This is a genomic window from Pseudomonas sp. 8(2025) (assembly GCF_052665325.1).
The window spans coordinates 818,400-834,188 of sequence record NZ_JBQOIE010000001.1 but is presented as its reverse complement, the minus strand read 5'-3'; the positions used below and the strand labels follow the sequence as shown (position 1 = coordinate 834,188).

Genomic DNA, 15,789 nt, shown 5'->3' with positions numbered 1-15,789 from the left:
TGTCGAAAACTGCGTAACTCGTTGAATCTCAAGGAGTTTTCCGTTTCGACTGCGCCGGAAGTGGGGCGAATTATAGAGAGATATAATTCGCCGTCAACACCTATTTTCAGTTTTATTCGGATTTAAGCGTAATACGTGCAAATGCCTTCTTGCCGGCTTGGCACACATGGGTTGAACCTACTGCATATATATAGGTGCGATCGACAACCTCACCATCCACCCGCACACCACCCGAACCTAGAAGATCCCGAGCCACTGCGGCGTTCTTCACCAGCCCTGCCTTATTAAGGACAGCCGCAATCGGCATATCCTCGGCAGCAACCAGCTCGATTTCCGGCAGATCATCAGGCAGCTCGCCATCTTTCATGCGGTTACCTGCGGCACGGTGAGCATTTGCAGCAGCCTCTTCACCATGGAAGCGCGCAACAATCTCTTCGGCCAGCTTGATCTTGATATCACGCGGGTTAGCGCCAGCATCTACATCCGCCTTGAATGCATTGATCTCATCCATGGAGCGGAAGCTGAGCAACTCGAAGTAACGCCACATCAACGCATCAGGAATGGACACCAGCTTGCCGTACATCACGCCAGGCGCCTCCTGGATACCGACATAGTTACCCAGAGACTTGGACATCTTCTTGACGCCATCCAACCCTTCGAGCAATGGCATGGTCAGAATGCACTGAGCCTCCTGACCGTAACCGCGCTGCAGCTCACGCCCCATCAGCAGGTTGAACTTCTGGTCGGTACCGCCCAACTCGACATCGGCGCGCAATGCCACCGAGTCATAGCCTTGCACCAGCGGATACAGGAACTCATGAATGGCAATCGGCTGATTGGTCGAATAGCGCTTGTCGAAGTCGTCGCGCTCGAGCATCCGTGCAACGGTGTACTGGGAAGTTAGACGAATGAAGTCCGCCGGTCCCATCTTGTCCATCCAGGTGGAGTTGAAAGCCACCTCAGTCTTGACAGGATCAAGAATCTTGAAGACCTGGCTTTTATAGGTCTCTGCGTTTTCCAGGACCTGCTCGCGAGTCAAGGGTGGGCGCGTGGCACTTTTGCCACTGGGGTCACCGATCATGCCGGTGAAGTCGCCAATCAGGAAGATTACCTGGTGACCCAAGTCCTGGAACTGACGCAGCTTATTAATAAGTACGGTATGCCCGAGATGCAGATCCGGCGCCGTCGGATCGAAGCCAGCCTTAATGCGCAGCGGTTCGCCGCGCTTGAGCTTCTCGATCAACTCGGACTCGACCAACAACTCTTCCGCACCACGTTTGATCAGCGCTAGCTGCTCTTCAACCGACTTCATAACAGACCCGCAAGGCTCAGATTCAAAAGGGAACCAACCATACAAGATCATGGACTAATTACAAGTTTTGCCCGGCGTACGGGAGCATTCCGAAAGCAGAGTCCCCGCGCCCTTGCGTCACAGATGATTTGGTTATATTTTATACAGTTATTTCATCTTCATCATGTCATTCATCTTTTCCATTTCATCTTTTCAAAGTCAAATTACCTATGACCACCGAACCGTCTAAAGCGCCACCGCTTTATCCGAAGAGCCACCTGCTCGCCGCAAGTGGCATCGCGGCCCTTCTCAGCTTGGCCCTTCTGGTATTTCCATCCAGTGATGTAGAAGCAAAAAAAACGACATTGAGCCTTGATCTGGAAAGCCCGATCGAGCAACTGACACAAGATCAAGACGCCGCATCCACCGAACAAGCCACAAGCGAGGCCGTTGCCTCACCTTTCGCACAGATCGAAAACACCGCCGAAGACACCACGCAAACCGCAGAAACCGCACCTGTGCCTGCTGCCGTGGAGGAGCCAAAAGCCCCCGGCCACAGGGAAGTTCTGGTCACCAAGGGCGACACCCTCTCCACACTCTTTGAAAAGGTTGGCCTGCCAGCCACTTCTGTCCATGAAGTACTGGCCAGCGACAAGCAGGCCAAGCAGTTCTCCCAGCTCAAGCATGGCCAGAAGCTGGAGTTCGAGCTGACGCCTGATGGCCAACTGAACAACCTGCACAGCAAGGTCAGCGACCTGGAAACCATCACCCTGACCAAAGGCCCCAAGGGCTTTACGTTCAGCCGCGTGATCACCAAGCCAGTGGTTCGTTCTGCCTATGTCCACGGCGTCATCAACAGCTCGCTTTCGCAGTCTGCCGCACGCGCCGGGCTGTCCCACAGCCTGACCATGGATATGGCCAACGTTTTCGGCTACGACATCGACTTCGCCCAGGATATTCGCCAGGGTGACGAATTCGACGTGATCTATGAGCAAAAAGTCGCCAACGGCAAGGTAGTCGGCACAGGCAATATCCTCTCCGCGCGCTTCACTAACCGTGGCAAGACCTACACCGCAGTGCGCTACACCAACAAACAGGGTTCCAGCAGCTACTACACCGCTGATGGCAACAGCATGCGCAAGGCCTTCATCCGTACACCGGTGGACTTTGCTCGCATCAGTTCGCGCTTTTCCATGGGCCGCAAGCACCCGATCCTGAACAAGATCCGTGCCCACAAGGGCGTGGACTATGCCGCGCCACGGGGCACGCCAATCAAGGCTGCCGGTGATGGGAAGGTGCTGCTAGCTGGCCGTCGTGGCGGTTATGGCAATACCGTGATCATCCAGCACGGCAACACCTACCGCACCCTGTACGGCCATATGCAGGGCTTTGCCAAGGGTGTGAAGACTGGCGGCTCGGTGAAACAGGGCCAGGTCATCGGCTATATCGGTACCACCGGGCTGTCCACCGGACCGCACCTGCACTACGAGTTCCAGGTCAACGGTGTCCACGTGGATCCGCTGGGCCAGAAGCTGCCCATGGCCGACCCGATCGCCAAGGCCGAACGTGCACGCTTCCTGCAGCAGAGCCAGCCTCTGATGGCCCGGATGGATCAGGAAAAGGCCACGATGCTGGCCTCGAGCAAGCGCTAAGCCATGGCGCTCTATATAGGTGTGATGTCCGGTACCAGCCTTGATGGCCTGGACATCGCCCTGATCGAGCAAAGCCCGGCGCTCAGATTGGTCGCCACTCGCTACATCCCCATGCCCGATACCCTGCGCGCCGAACTCCTGGGTTTGTGCGCCAGTGGCCCCGACGAGATCGCCCGTTCCGCCATCGCCCAACAGCACTGGGTCGAACTGGCCGCCCAGGGCATCAACCAGCTTCTGCAACAACAGCAACTGCACCCTCAAGACATTCGCGCTATCGGCAGCCACGGACAAACCGTGCGTCATGAGCCAAGCCGCGGGTTCACGGTGCAGATCGGCAACCCGGCCCTGCTCACTGAGCTGACCGGGATCACTGTCGTCAGCGACTTCCGCAGCCGCGACGTGGCAGCGGGCGGGCAAGGCGCGCCGCTGGTTCCGGCCTTTCACGAAGCCCTGTTCGACCAGCGCCCGGGAAACCGCGCCGTGCTGAACGTCGGCGGGTTCAGCAACCTGAGCCTGATCGAAACCGCCAAGCCGCTGGCCGGATTCGACTGTGGCCCGGGCAACGTCCTGCTCGATGCCTGGATCCAGGCCAAACGCGCAGAGAACTTCGACCGCAATGGCCAGTGGGCTGCCAGCGGCCAGATTGATCCGCCCCTACTGCAAGCCCTGCTCAGCGACCCGTTCTTCGCCACCCAAGGCCCGAAGAGCACCGGGCGCGAGGTATTCAATCTTGATTGGCTACAGCGGCATCTGAGGGCACGGGGTGCTATTGCCGCCGAAAACGTGCAGGCTACCCTTCTGGAGCTGACAGCTCTAACCATCGTCGAGTCGCTGCAGAGCGCTCAAAGTGACACCCAGGAGCTGCTGGTGTGCGGTGGCGGCGCGCATAACGCAGCGCTCATGGGCCGCCTGGCAGCCCTCCTCCCGCAAACACGGGTCAGCAGCACTGCGGCGTATGGCGTAGATCCGGACTGGGTAGAGGCTATGGCGTTTGCCTGGCTGGCCCACTGCTGCCTGGAAGGCATCGCTGCCAACCGGCCCAGCGTCACCGGCGCCCGTGGCCTGCGTGTACTAGGCGCCATCTACCCGGCTTGAACAGCAGACAGCAAAACGCCGCAGGATCCCAGGCCCCTGCGGCGTTCGGCGAATAGCGGCTGCCGGCTAATCAGATCGAGAACGACGACCCGCAACCACAGGTAGTGGTGGCATTGGGGTTCTTGATCACGAACCGCGAACCTTCCAGGCCTTCCTGGTAGTCCACTTCAGCACCGGCCAGGTACTGGAAGCTCATCGGATCGACCACCAGGCTCACGCCCTCGCGCTCGACGATGGTGTCATCCTCGGCCACTTCCTCATCGAAAGTGAAACCGTACTGAAACCCCGAACAACCGCCGCCCGTAACGAATACGCGCAGCTTCAAGCGATCATTACCCTCTTCATCGACCAGGGTCTTCACCTTGTGCGCTGCACCTTGAGTGAATTGCAAAGCCGTGGGGGTGAAGGATTCAACGCTCATGCTGACTATCTCCCGGCGTTAAGCCGCCATACTGCGTAATGACGCGCATTATCCGCTTCTCCCAGAAAAGCGGTCAACTATTGTTACGGTATATCAATAGTCGTACAGCCACCCGTATAAAGCAGAAAGGCCCGTCAGACGGGCCTTTTTGTTCACGCAAAAACGACGTTAAGGCAGCATGCCCGCGTGGGACAGCCCCAGACGCTCATCCAGGCCGAACAGGATATTGAGGTTCTGCACCGCCTGGCCCGAAGCGCCCTTGACCAGGTTGTCGATGACCGACAGTACCACTACCAGATCACCATCCTGCGGCCGGTGCACGGCAATCCGGCACACGTTGGCACCCCGCACACTGCGGGTCTCCGGATGGCTGCCGGCCGGCATTACATCGACAAACGGCTCATTGGCATAACGCTTCTCGAACAACGCCTGCAGATCCACCGACTTATCCACCACCGTGGAGTAGAGCGTGGAGTGGATACCGCGAATCATCGGCGTCAGGTGCGGTACGAACGTCAGGCCAACTTCCTTGCCTGCTGCCCGGCGCAGGCCCTGACGGATTTCCGGCAAATGACGGTGCCCCTTGACCGCATAGGCCTTCATGCTCTCGGAAGTTTCCGAGTACAGTGACCCGACGCTGGCGCCACGGCCAGCACCGCTGACACCGGATTTGCAGTCGGCGATCACCCGGGAAGTGTCGGCAAGACCGGCTTCCAGCAGCGGCAGGAAACCGAGCTGGGTTGCGGTTGGATAGCAGCCAGGAACCGCAATCAAACGGGCTTTCTTGATCTGTTCGCGATTGACTTCCGGCAGGCCGTAGACCGCTTCGTCCAGCAATTGGGGAGCACCGTGAGGCTGACCGTACCACTTGGCCCACTCATCGGCATCCTGCAGGCGGAAGTCTGCCGATAGGTCGATGACCTTGGTCCCCGCAGCCAGCAGCTCGCCAGCCAGTGCATGCGCCACGCCATGGGGGGTGGCAAAGAACACCACGTCACAGGCACCAAGGGTCTTGATATCCGGCACGCTGAACGCCAGGCCGTCGTAATGGCCACGCAGGTTCGGGTACATGTCGGCAACGGCCAGGCCAGCCTCGGATCGCGAAGTGATGACTTCCACTCGCGCTTGCGGATGCTGTGCCAACAGACGCAGCAGTTCGACACCGGTGTAACCCGTGCCGCCGACGATACCGACCTTGACCATAAACCTGCCCTCAACGAACCCACTGGAAAGCTGCCGATAATAGGGGCGGCGCGCCCCTGCGACAACCGTCAAGGTGACGTGCGGACGCTCTACCCTCTACTATCTTCGCCACCGTGAACCTGGGAATAACTAAAAATGCTCTATCTATGGCTCAAAGCCTTTCATATCGTCAGCGTGGTCTGCTGGTTTGCCGGCCTTTTCTACCTGCCACGCCTGTTCGTTTACCACGCCCAAAGCGAGGACAGCATCAGCCGCGAGCGCTTCTGCCTGATGGAACGCAAGCTGTACCGCTTCATCATGGGGCCTGCGATGATCGCGGCACTGATCTTTGGCATCTGGCTGATCAGCCTCAACCCCAGCGCGTATTTCGGCCAGGGCGGCTGGATGCACGCCAAACTGACCCTGGTGGTCATCCTCATCGGCTATCACCACATGTGCGGCGCGCAAGTGAAGCGCTTCGCCCGTGGCGAAAACACCCGCAGCCATGTCTTTTATCGCTGGCTCAATGAAGTACCGGTTCTGATATTGCTGGCTATTGTAATTTTGGTCGTTGTACGGCCGTTCTAACTCTAACTAGTCGCTTCCCTGGGGGTACTCCAATGTCACTGCCCGCTTTGCTCGAACAACGTCTGCGCCTGCCCCTGGTGGCCGCGCCGATGTTTCTGATCTCCAACCCGGAGCTGGTCCTGGCCTGCTGTCGCAATGGTGTGGTGGGTAGCTTTCCCGCCCTCAATCAGCGCGAAAGCAGCGGTTTCAAGGCCTGGCTGGAGGAGATCGAAGCGGGCCTGGCCAAGCTGGAGAACCCTGCTCCCTACGCCGTGAACCTGATCGTGCACAACAGTAACCCACGGCTGCAGGCCGACTTGCAGATCTGCATCGAGCACAAGGTACCGATCGTCATCACCAGCCTCGGCGCGGTCAAGGAAGTAGTGGACGCCGTGCACAGCTACGGCGGCCTGGTATTTCATGACGTGACCACCCGCCGGCACGCAGAGAAAGCCGCCGAGGCGGGTGTCGATGGGCTGATCGCCGTCGCAGCCGGAGCGGGTGGCCATGCAGGCACCTGGAGCCCCTTCTCTCTGGTCGCCGAGATCCGCCAGTTCTTCGACAAGACCCTGCTACTGGCTGGCTGCCTGAACCGGGGCCACGAGATTCTTGCCGCACAGCTGCTTGGCGCCGACCTCGCCTACTTGGGCACCCGCTTTATCGGTACCACCGAAAGCCACGCACCGGATGCCTATAAAGAGATGCTACTCAGCTCTCGAGCCGCCGACATCGTGCATACCGCCGCGGTTTCTGGAGTACCTGCCAGCTTCATGCGCCAAAGCCTGGAGAACGCAGGTTTCGACCTGGCCGCCCTGCAAGGCAAAGGTGAGATCAACTTCGGCTCCAAGCTCAAACCCATCAGCGATGAGGCAAAAGCCTGGAAAACCGTCTGGTCCGCAGGCCAGGGGGTCTGTGAAATCGACGACCTGCCCAGCGTCGACCAATTGATCGCGCGCCTGGACAGCGAATATCAGGCGGCCCAGCAACGCGCCAGCCAACTGAGCAAACGCTGGCCACGTTAACCCGTTCTCATTAGTTTTTTGGCCAGCCGAGGGGCGCTGGCCTTAAACTGTCGGTCTTTTATGTAAACCTTCTTTTCAAGTGACAGGGATGCCCCCATGAGCGAAACCCGCTACAAGATCGTTTTCGACGGCACATTGCTGCCCGGCGTGGAAAAAGCCACTGCCCAACTGAACCTCGCCGAACTGTTCAAAAGCGATGCGGCCGCCGTAGAACGCCTGTTCAGCGGCCAGCAGGTGGAGCTCAAGCGCGACCTGACGCAGGCCGACGCCCAGCGCTATCTGGAAGCATTGAAGAACGCCGGGATCGATGCCCGCATCGAATCCGAGCAGGCCCTGAAGCTGGATCTAGACGCAGTAACCCCCACACCCAGGGCCAGCAGCCTCAGCGAGTCGCCCTATGCGCCCCCGCAAGCAGTAGTAGGCGATGCAATCCCACAATACGCCGCACTCAACGTATTCAGCTTCGAAGGCCGTATCGGTCGCCTGCGCTACCTGGCCTGGACTCTGGTCCTGACGGTGGCCATGCTGGCCGTGGTCGGGGTAGGCGCCTTCTTCGGTATCCTGTCCGCGGCGGTGTTCAATTCCACCCTGCTCACCGGCCTGGGGATTGTCGGCGGCATCGTGGTCTTCATCGGCTTCCTCGTGGTCAGCATTCAGATCAGCGTGCAGCGCCTGCACGATCTCGGCTGGTCGGGCTGGCTGTGGCTGCTGAACTTCGTGCCCATCGTCGGCAGCATCTTCCCTCTGGTGCTGATGGTCAGCCCGGGCAGCAACGTGGCCAACCGCTACGGCGCCCCACCACCGCCCAACACCACCGCCGTCAAGGTGCTGTCCTGGATGTGGGTCGTCCTGATCGTCGTGCTGATCGTGGGCATGGTGGCCGGCGGTCTGAGCTCCCTGGAAGATCGCTACAGCGAAACCAGCTACAGCGAAAGCATCGACTCCAGCAGCGCCGATGAAGATGCCGAGCCCGCCGATATCGCCGCCCCTGTAGAATCCGAGTCCGAGCAAGAATAAACGCGCCCGAGCCTGCGACCCTCCCCGTCGCAGGCCGCCGGCCGTTGCGATGGAGAAATGCATGACCCGTTACGCTCTGATCACTGGTGCTTCCAGCGGCATAGGCCTGGCCCTGGCCGAAGCACTGGCCCGGCGCGGCCGTAACTTGATTCTTGTGGCCCGTCAGCGTGATCAGCTGGAATGCATCGCCCTGGAGTTGACCCAGCGCTTCGGCGTCGAAGTGCTGTTCCGCGCCTGCGACCTGGGCGAACCACTGCGCCTGTCCGGTTTCCTGCTGGAGCTGGAGGAGGGTGACCGGCAGATCGACCTGCTGGTCAATTGCGCCGGCATCGGCACCAGCGGCCCGTTCCTGGCCCAGGACTGGATGACCGAGCAGGACCTGATCGAGGTCAACATCCTCGCCCTCACCCGCCTGTGTCATGCCCTGGGCAACAGCATGGCGCTGCTGGGTGGCGGGCAGATTCTCAATGTCGCCTCGGTGGCAGCCTTCTATCCCGGCCCCTGGATGAGCAGCTACTACGCCAGCAAGGCCTATGTCCTGCATTTCTCCGAAGGGTTGCGCGAAGAATTGAAGAAGTGCGCGGTGAAGGTCTCGGTACTCTGCCCGGGGCCGACCCGCACCGCATTTTTCCGCACCGCACAAATGGACACCACCAAACTCAAGGACAGCAAGCTGCTCATGAGCCCCGAGGAGGTCGCGCTGTATGCGGTGCGCGCCCTGGAAAAGAACCGCGCCATCATCATTCCCGGCCGCCTGAACCGCTGGATGGCCTTCAGCGCCCGCCTGAGTTCACGCTGGCTGACCCGCAAGATCGTCGGTTACGTCAATCGGGCCTACTGCCCACGTTAAGAGTCGGGGCTGGGCGCACCTTGTGCACCTGAGTACACTCGGCCCGGACCAACCCAATGGAGAAACAGCTGTGGATACTCTGTTCACCAAGATCATCAACAGAGAAATACCCGCGAAGATCATCTACGAGGACGACCAGGTTCTGGCCTTCCACGATATTGCCCCGCAAGCGCCGGTGCATTTCCTGGTGATCCCGAAGAAACCCATCCGTACCCTCAACGACCTCACCGAGGACGACAAGACCCTGGCCGGACACATTCTGTTCACCGCCCAGCGCCTGGCCAAGGAGCAAGGCTGCGAAGACGGCTTCCGGGTCGTCATGAACTGCAACGAGCTGGGTGGGCAGACCGTGTATCACATTCACATGCACGTGCTGGGTCAGCGCCAGATGAACTGGCCGCCGGGCTGATTGCCCCCACCCCCCCCCTTGCGCCGCGCCCTCTCGGACCATCGAGGACGAGGGTGCGCTGATCCAGCGCAGTTTTCGCTCCTTTGATTGGAGTAAACTGGTCGCCGAGATTTCTCCCGGAGATAAGCATGACTACCCAACGTCACTACTCGCCGATCGACCGCCTGCTGTTGCAAGCCGATATGGCGATGCGCACGCTGCTGCCTTTCAGCGGCCAACCTTATCGCCCGTCGCCGGCCATCGTGCAGCCGGAAGCGCAGATGAGTGACGAGGACACCCGGCACGTGGCCGGCCTGATGCGCATCAACCACACCGGGGAAGTCTGCGCCCAGGCGCTGTACCAGGGCCAGGCCCTGACCGCCAAGCTGCCTCAGGTACGCCAGGCCATGGAACATGCCGCCGAAGAAGAAATCGACCACCTGGCCTGGTGCGAACAGCGCATCCGCCAGTTGGGCAGCCACCCGAGCGTGCTCAACCCGCTGTTCTACGGTTTGTCCTTCGGCATCGGCGCCGCGGCAGGCCTGATCAGCGACAAGGTCAGCCTGGGGTTCGTTGCCGCCACCGAAGACCAGGTGTGCAAGCACCTGAACGAGCATCTGGAGCAACTGCCGGCCGAAGACGAAAAGTCCCGAGCGATTCTCGAACAGATGCGCATCGACGAAGAACATCACGCTGAAACCGCGCTCGAAGCCGGCGGGTTCCGCTTCCCGGCGCCGGTGAAATTCGGCATGAGCCTGCTGGCCAAGGTCATGACCAAGAGCACCTACCGGATCTGATTCCAAACCACGGGCATCAAAAAGGGCGCTATCGAAGCGCCCTTTTCTTTTACCGCCAGAATCCGCGCGGGCTCAGCCCAGCTCGACGATTTCGTAATCATGAGTGATGGCCACACCGGCCGCGCCGAGCATGATAGACGCCGAGCAGTATTTCTCGGCAGACAGCTCGATGGCCCGCTTGACCTGGGCTTCTTTGAGGCCTCGGCCCTTTACCACGAAATGCATGTGGATCTTGGTGAAGACCTTGGGGTCTTCGGTGGCACGCTCGGCATCCAGGAACGCCTCGCAGCTTTCAACCGCCTGGCGCGACTTCTTGAGAATGCTGACCACATCGAAGTTGCTGCAACCGCCCACGCCGAGCAGGAGCATTTCCATAGGGCGAACACCCAGGTTGCGGCCACCGGCTTCCGGCGGGCCGTCCATCACCACTACGTGGCCACTGCCCGATTCGCCGAGGAACATGGCTTCGCCAGCCCATTGGATGCGTGCCTTCATCGCCAAGACTCCACTGTTAAAAAAGGGTCGCCAGCTTAGCACAGGGTTTTCCAGCCACAGCGCTTTGACCGTTTGTCCCTCATTACCGGTTTTCGATAAGAAAAATCTTAATTGAGCCAAGGACGTGTCTGTTAAGCTGACGCCAAATGACTGGCGCATCGCCAGCGTTCAACACCTTCGTTTTACGCCCCATAAAAAAAACACCTCATACCGTGCAGTCTTTTCGGGATACAACCATGGTTGCTATTGCCCCCACCCCCAAGATCAAAAATCTCGACAAGTTGCTCATGCACTGTCAACGCCGCCGGTATCAGGCCAAGAGCAACATCATCTGCGCCGGTGATGTGTCCGACAGCCTGTACTTCATCATCAAGGGCTCGGTGACCATCCTCATCGAAGACGATGACGGTCGGGAGATGATCATCGCCTACCTCAATGCCGGAGACTTCTTCGGCGAACTGGGGCTCTTCGAAGAGGCCGGCCATGAGCAGCAGCGCAGCGCCTGGGTACGCGCCAAGGTAGAGTGCGAGGTTGCCGAGATCAGCTACGCCAAGTTCCGCGAACTGTCGCAGAACGACCCGGACATCCTCTATGTGCTCAGCGGGCAGATCGCCCAGCGCCTGCGCAACACCACGCGCAAGGTCGGCGACCTGGCGTTCTTCGACGTGACCGGGCGGGTGGCCCGCTGCCTGCTGGAGCTGTGCAAGCAACCGGACGCCATGACCCACCCGGATGGCATGCAGATCAAGATCACCCGCCAGGAAATCGGCCGGATCGTCGGTTGTTCACGGGAAATGGTCGGTCGCGTCCTCAAGGATCTGGAAGAACGCAACCTGGTTCACGTCAAGGGCAAGACCATGGTGGTATTCGGCACCCGCTAATCCCCCAGGAAGCCCTTGAGCATCTGCCGGTACAGGCTCTCCAACCGCACTAGCGCATCGGGCGCCGCAAAGGCCTCGTGCAGGGCGATATGACTTTCGGCCCGGCAGCGCTGTTCCAGGCCACAGGCCTGATTGAAAGTATTGACCGCGCTCACCATCGAATCGCGTTCGTTATCCAGCAGCAAGGCACCATGCACCAGGCCCACTGGCCGCTGGCCACCCTTGCTCTGACGCCAGCGCTGGGCGGTGCCGACCATCTTGCGCCCGTCCAGGTTGACGTTGAAGCGACCATCGCAGAACGCCCCTTCCACTTCGCCCAATGACGGGTTGCCCCCCAGTTCGCTGAGCAGGTCGCAGATCGGCTGACACAGGCGCCGGTACGCGGTTTCGATCCGGCCCTGATCCCCTTCGCTGCGCGGCGGGGCGTAGACCAGGGCGATGTTCACCGTGGCCGCCGACTGCGGCACCGGCTCGCCGCCGGTTTCGCGCAGCAGCACCGGCCAGCCGTTGGCGGCCGACTCCTCGCAGGCCCGTTCAAATCCAGGCAGGCGGCTCAAGCGCCGAGGCATCACCAGCGCCCGGTCACTGGGCTGCCAGAACAGCAGGCCGAACTCTTGTTCACCGGTACACACCAGGGCCAGCAGATCTTGCTCGGCCTGCAGGCCGGCTTCGACAGTCAAGGCAAGGGGTTGAGTCATGGCAGTAGAAATCCTTGGCGATAGGCATGAAAAAGCCGGCATCGCCGGCTTGTTCATTGTCACGGGTTCAGTCCAGGGTCGAGCCGCTGACCGGCACGCCGCGCTCAGGGAAGAACAGACGCTGCAATTCGCTGCCCGGGCTTTCGGCACGCATGAACGCCTCACCCACCAGGAACGAATAGACATCGCTGATTTCCATCAGCTCGACATCGGCACGGTTGAGGATGCCGCTCTCGGTAATCACCAGGCGCTCGCGGGGAATGCGTGGCAGCAGGTCGAGGGTGGTCTCCAGATTGACTTCGAAGGTGTGCAGGTTGCGGTTGTTGACCCCAACCAGCGGTGTGTCGAGGGTCTTCAGCGCCCGCTCCAGCTCATCACCATCATGCACTTCCACCAGCACATCCAGGCCAACCCCCTTGGCCACCGCCGCCAGCTCCGCCATCCGCGCGTCATCCAGCGCAGCGACAATCAGCAATACGCAGTCGGCGCCCAGGGCGCGGGCTTCGACGATCTGGTACGGATCGATCATGAAGTCCTTGCGGATCACCGGCAGCTTGCAGGCGGCGCGGGCCTGCTGCAGGTACGCATCGGCACCCTGGAAGTAATCGACATCGGTCAGCACGGACAGGCAAGTGGCACCGCCTTTCTCGTAGCTCTTGGCAATGTCCGCCGGAACGAAGTTCTCACGGATCACGCCTTTGCTCGGCGAAGCCTTCTTGATCTCGGCTATCACTGCCGGCTGCTTGAGCTTGACCTGATCCTGCAAGGCCCGGGCGAAACCCCGTGGTGCATCGGCAGCACGCGCCAGGGTTTCCAGCTCGGCCAGGCTGACGCGGGCGCTGCGCTCGGCAACCTCCTCGGCTTTACGGGCGAGGATTTTTTCCAGAACTGTCGGCACACTCATCCTTCATTCTCCTGCTTGAACACCGCGGTAAAGGCACCCAGCTCTTCGAGCTTCTCCCGGGCCAGGCCGGTGTGCAAGGCGTCGTGAGCCAGGGCCACGCCCTCTTTCAGGCTACTGGCATGATCGGCGGCATACAGCGCCGCACCCGCATTGAGCACAATCATTTCGGCGGCCTTCTGGCCATGCTCTGTCTTGCGGCGCCCCAGAGCATCGCGGATCAGCTCCAGGGACGCCGCCGGGCTTTCCACCACCAGGCCGAACAGACTCTGGCTCTTCATGCCCAGATCCTCGGGCTGTACCCAGTACTCGGTGATCTGGTCATTCTTCAGTTCGGCCACATAGGTGGGCGCAGCCAGGCTGAACTCGTCCAGACCATCCTGGGAATGCACCACCAGAACGTGCTTGCTGCCCAGGCGTTGCAAGACTTCGGCCAAGGGCCGGCACAACGCCTGAGTGAACACGCCTACCACCTGATGCTTGACTCCGGCCGGATTCGTAAGCGGGCCGAGCATGTTGAACAGGGTGCGCAGGCCAAGGTCGCGACGCGGGCCGGCGGCATATTTCATCGCCCCGTGATGGGACTGGGCAAACATGAAGCCGATGCCGACGTTATCGATGCAGCGCGCCACCTGGACCGGGGTCAGGTTCAAATAGATCCCGGCCGCTTCCAGCAGGTCGGCGCTGCCGCTCTTGCCGGACACCGCGCGGTTGCCGTGCTTGGCCACAGTGCAACCGGCCGCTGCGACCACAAAGGAGGAAGCCGTGGACACGTTGAAGATGTTCGCCCCGTCGCCGCCGGTGCCCACTACATCCACCACGCCATCCAGGGTTTTCAGCTCGACCCGGTCCGCCAGCTCGCGCATTGCCGACACCGCACCGACGATCTCGTCGATGCTTTCGCTTTTCATGCGCATGGCCATCATGAAGGCGCCAATCTGCGCATCGGTGCATTGGCCGGTCATGATTTCACGCATTACCGAACGCATTTCTTCGGTGCTCAGGTCCAGGTGGCCGACGATACGGCTCAAGGCAGTCTTGATATCCATGAAAAGTCCTTAGCGCGTGCCGCCGCTCTGTTTGAGAAAGTTGGCGAACAGCTCGTGGCCCTGCTCGGTGAGAATAGACTCGGGGTGAAATTGCACCCCCTCGATATTCAGCGTCTTGTGGCGCAACCCCATGATCTCGTCGACGGAGCCGTCTTCCAGCTGGGTCCAGGCCGTGACTTCAAGGCACTCGGGCAAGCTCTCGTGCTTGACCACCAGCGAGTGGTAACGGGTTACGGTCAGCGGCATGTTCAGGCCGTTGAACACCCCCAGGTCGCGGTGGAACACCGGGCTGGTCTTGCCGTGCATCACTTGCCGGGCACGCACCACCTGGCCGCCAAAGGCCTGGCCGATGGACTGATGCCCCAGGCATACGCCGAGAATCGGCAGCTTGCCGGCGAAATGCTTGATCGCCTCGATGGAAATACCGGCTTCGGTCGGCGTGCAAGGCCCGGGCGAGACCACGATGCGCTCGGGCTTGAGCGCCTCGATCTGAGCCACGGTCAGTTCGTCATTGCGCACTACCTTCACCTCAGCTCCCAACTCGCCCAGGTACTGGACGACGTTGTAGGTGAAGGAGTCGTAGTTATCAATCATCAGCAGCATACATGCTCCAACTTATTGATTTTAAAGTAGGTGTGCATGCAACTCAGGGTGTCGATATGCACATTGATATACACGAGCGCAGTGGAGCGTGCCGGGCGAGCTTGCGCACCCGAATGCTGCAAGCTGTCGGCAGGGCAGACAAGGTGATGGAATTGAACCGCCTTATCTATGCAATGTCGCTCAGCTCGCCACGCCATCGTCGGCCATCGCCAGCGCAAGCCGGCAGAACGTTGGGCATGACGATGCACCCGATGGCATTGCCGCCGGGCGAAGGTGTACTGCGTGGGGAGACTGATTGGCATGCAGCGTTCTCCTGGGGTTTGGAGCCGCCGTGCCGGAGAGCTATTAGATCCTTGATCCCTGCTTGCCGATTACGGCGGCAGGGTTCGGTTAAAAAACCGCAACGACGTGCCGCTTCCTATTGGAAGCGCCACCACTGACTAAAACGAATCGTTGCAATGCAAAGCATAGGACCTAACCGTAATTGAGCACTCGACGGCGTTCCGCAGCCGAGCTTCGAGGCGCGATTGTACCGTTCATCAAGGGGCTGCGTCGATTGCAATTTGCCGCTGGGTCTTGCGGCACTCACTCCGCTGGTTGATACCTGCCCCACTCCGTTGGAGCGCAATGCATGGCCGGTCCCGTGCACGCCGCGCACTGCAAAGGCGGGGGCACGACATGCGCACCGCGTTACGCAGCCCGCCTCGGCAGATGGCTTGGAGGCCCTTTAAACGCCACAAGTCCATCACCGAAACGGCGCTCTTTAAGGTGGTGGCAGCCTGTTTGCGCCTTCTTAGCCGTGCGGCTCAAGGGGCGTTCCGCCTCTTCTGGCCCCAGAAGCACGGCCACTTGATCAAAGGGGCGCTTTTCTTGCCATGGC

17 protein-coding genes are annotated in these 15,789 nt (G+C 60.4%); 9 read left to right on the top strand and 8 right to left on the bottom strand.

Annotated elements, in window-relative coordinates:
* Positions 1 to 112 precede the first annotated feature (112 nt).
* Entirely contained in the window at positions 113 to 1,312 is a 1,200-nt protein-coding gene (gene tyrS, locus ACUXVH_RS03920; protein WP_065365150.1) for a tyrosine--tRNA ligase, read from the bottom strand.
* A gap of 209 nt (positions 1,313 to 1,521) precedes the next feature.
* On the opposite strand from tyrS, the gene ACUXVH_RS03915 reads away from it, so the two are divergent.
* Together ACUXVH_RS03915 and ACUXVH_RS03910 are read left to right on the top strand one after the other, a co-directional pair.
* Positions 1,522 to 2,943 carry a peptidoglycan DD-metalloendopeptidase family protein gene (locus ACUXVH_RS03915; RefSeq protein ID WP_011063787.1) on the top strand — a complete coding sequence of 474 codons (1,422 nt, stop codon included), beginning with the start codon at positions 1,522 to 1,524 and terminating at the stop codon, positions 2,941 to 2,943.
* Between the two features lie 3 nt (positions 2,944 to 2,946).
* Positions 2,947 to 4,038 (top strand): anhydro-N-acetylmuramic acid kinase, encoded by a 1,092-nt coding sequence (locus ACUXVH_RS03910; RefSeq protein WP_065365149.1) that lies wholly within the window; start codon positions 2,947 to 2,949, stop codon positions 4,036 to 4,038.
* A gap of 70 nt (positions 4,039 to 4,108) precedes the next feature.
* Here the strand turns inward: ACUXVH_RS03910 and erpA are convergent, their stop codons facing one another.
* Complete coding sequence (erpA, locus tag ACUXVH_RS03905) at positions 4,109 to 4,459, bottom strand: iron-sulfur cluster insertion protein ErpA (RefSeq protein WP_011063789.1); 351 nt, start codon at positions 4,457 to 4,459, stop codon at positions 4,109 to 4,111.
* 168 nt (positions 4,460 to 4,627) lie between these two features.
* Positions 4,628 to 5,662 (bottom strand): N-acetyl-gamma-glutamyl-phosphate reductase, encoded by a 1,035-nt coding sequence (gene argC, locus ACUXVH_RS03900; RefSeq protein ID WP_445493973.1) that lies wholly within the window; start codon positions 5,660 to 5,662, stop codon positions 4,628 to 4,630.
* Positions 5,663 to 5,797: 135 nt separating this feature from the next.
* Between argC and hemJ the strand changes: the two genes are divergently transcribed.
* The 6 genes from hemJ (at position 5,798) to coq7 (ending at position 10,282) form a co-directional block, all read left to right on the top strand.
* A complete protein-coding gene (gene hemJ, locus ACUXVH_RS03895; RefSeq protein WP_065365148.1) occupies positions 5,798 to 6,229 on the top strand; it encodes a protoporphyrinogen oxidase HemJ in 432 nt (143 codons plus the stop codon).
* 32 nt (positions 6,230 to 6,261) lie between these two features.
* Positions 6,262 to 7,230: an NAD(P)H-dependent flavin oxidoreductase gene (locus ACUXVH_RS03890; protein WP_019092762.1), complete on the top strand. Its 969-nt coding sequence runs from the start codon at positions 6,262 to 6,264 to the stop codon at positions 7,228 to 7,230.
* A gap of 96 nt (positions 7,231 to 7,326) precedes the next feature.
* A complete protein-coding gene (locus tag ACUXVH_RS03885; protein ID WP_065365147.1) occupies positions 7,327 to 8,247 on the top strand; it encodes a DUF805 domain-containing protein in 921 nt (306 codons plus the stop codon).
* A gap of 61 nt (positions 8,248 to 8,308) precedes the next feature.
* A complete protein-coding gene (locus tag ACUXVH_RS03880; protein ID WP_019092760.1) occupies positions 8,309 to 9,097 on the top strand; it encodes an SDR family NAD(P)-dependent oxidoreductase in 789 nt (262 codons plus the stop codon).
* A gap of 70 nt (positions 9,098 to 9,167) precedes the next feature.
* Positions 9,168 to 9,506 carry a histidine triad nucleotide-binding protein gene (locus ACUXVH_RS03875; RefSeq protein WP_011063795.1) on the top strand — a complete coding sequence of 113 codons (339 nt, stop codon included), beginning with the start codon at positions 9,168 to 9,170 and terminating at the stop codon, positions 9,504 to 9,506.
* A 128-nt stretch (positions 9,507 to 9,634) separates the two neighbouring features.
* Positions 9,635 to 10,282, top strand: a complete 648-nt coding sequence (gene coq7 / locus ACUXVH_RS03870; RefSeq protein ID WP_011063796.1) for a 2-polyprenyl-3-methyl-6-methoxy-1,4-benzoquinone monooxygenase — start codon at positions 9,635 to 9,637, stop codon at positions 10,280 to 10,282.
* Positions 10,283 to 10,354: 72 nt separating this feature from the next.
* On the opposite strand, the gene ACUXVH_RS03865 is transcribed toward coq7, so the two are convergent.
* The gene (locus tag ACUXVH_RS03865; protein ID WP_009045862.1) at positions 10,355 to 10,777 is read right to left on the bottom strand and encodes an OsmC family protein; all 423 of its coding nucleotides are present in this window, start codon (positions 10,775 to 10,777) and stop codon (positions 10,355 to 10,357) included.
* Between the two features lie 236 nt (positions 10,778 to 11,013).
* On the opposite strand from ACUXVH_RS03865, the gene crp reads away from it, so the two are divergent.
* Positions 11,014 to 11,658 (top strand): cAMP-activated global transcriptional regulator CRP, encoded by a 645-nt coding sequence (gene crp, locus ACUXVH_RS03860; RefSeq protein WP_011063797.1) that lies wholly within the window; start codon positions 11,014 to 11,016, stop codon positions 11,656 to 11,658.
* On the opposite strand, the gene ACUXVH_RS03855 is transcribed toward crp, so the two are convergent.
* The 4 genes from ACUXVH_RS03855 to ACUXVH_RS03840 form a co-directional block, all read right to left on the bottom strand.
* On the bottom strand, positions 11,655 to 12,356 hold the full coding sequence (locus ACUXVH_RS03855; RefSeq protein WP_065365146.1) for a lipoate--protein ligase family protein: 702 nt from the start codon (positions 12,354 to 12,356) through the stop codon (positions 11,655 to 11,657). The two genes, crp and ACUXVH_RS03855, sit on opposite strands and share 4 nt — an antisense overlap.
* Positions 12,357 to 12,423: 67 nt before the next feature.
* A complete protein-coding gene (gene trpC / locus ACUXVH_RS03850) occupies positions 12,424 to 13,260 on the bottom strand; it encodes an indole-3-glycerol phosphate synthase TrpC (RefSeq protein WP_011063799.1) in 837 nt (278 codons plus the stop codon).
* Complete coding sequence (gene trpD / locus ACUXVH_RS03845) at positions 13,257 to 14,306, bottom strand: anthranilate phosphoribosyltransferase (RefSeq protein WP_011063800.1); 1,050 nt, start codon at positions 14,304 to 14,306, stop codon at positions 13,257 to 13,259. Before trpD ends, trpC begins: the two co-directional genes overlap by 4 nt.
* 9 nt (positions 14,307 to 14,315) lie before the next feature.
* Complete coding sequence (locus ACUXVH_RS03840; RefSeq protein WP_011063801.1) at positions 14,316 to 14,909, bottom strand: aminodeoxychorismate/anthranilate synthase component II; 594 nt, start codon at positions 14,907 to 14,909, stop codon at positions 14,316 to 14,318.
* Between the last annotated feature and the right edge of the window lie 880 nt (positions 14,910 to 15,789).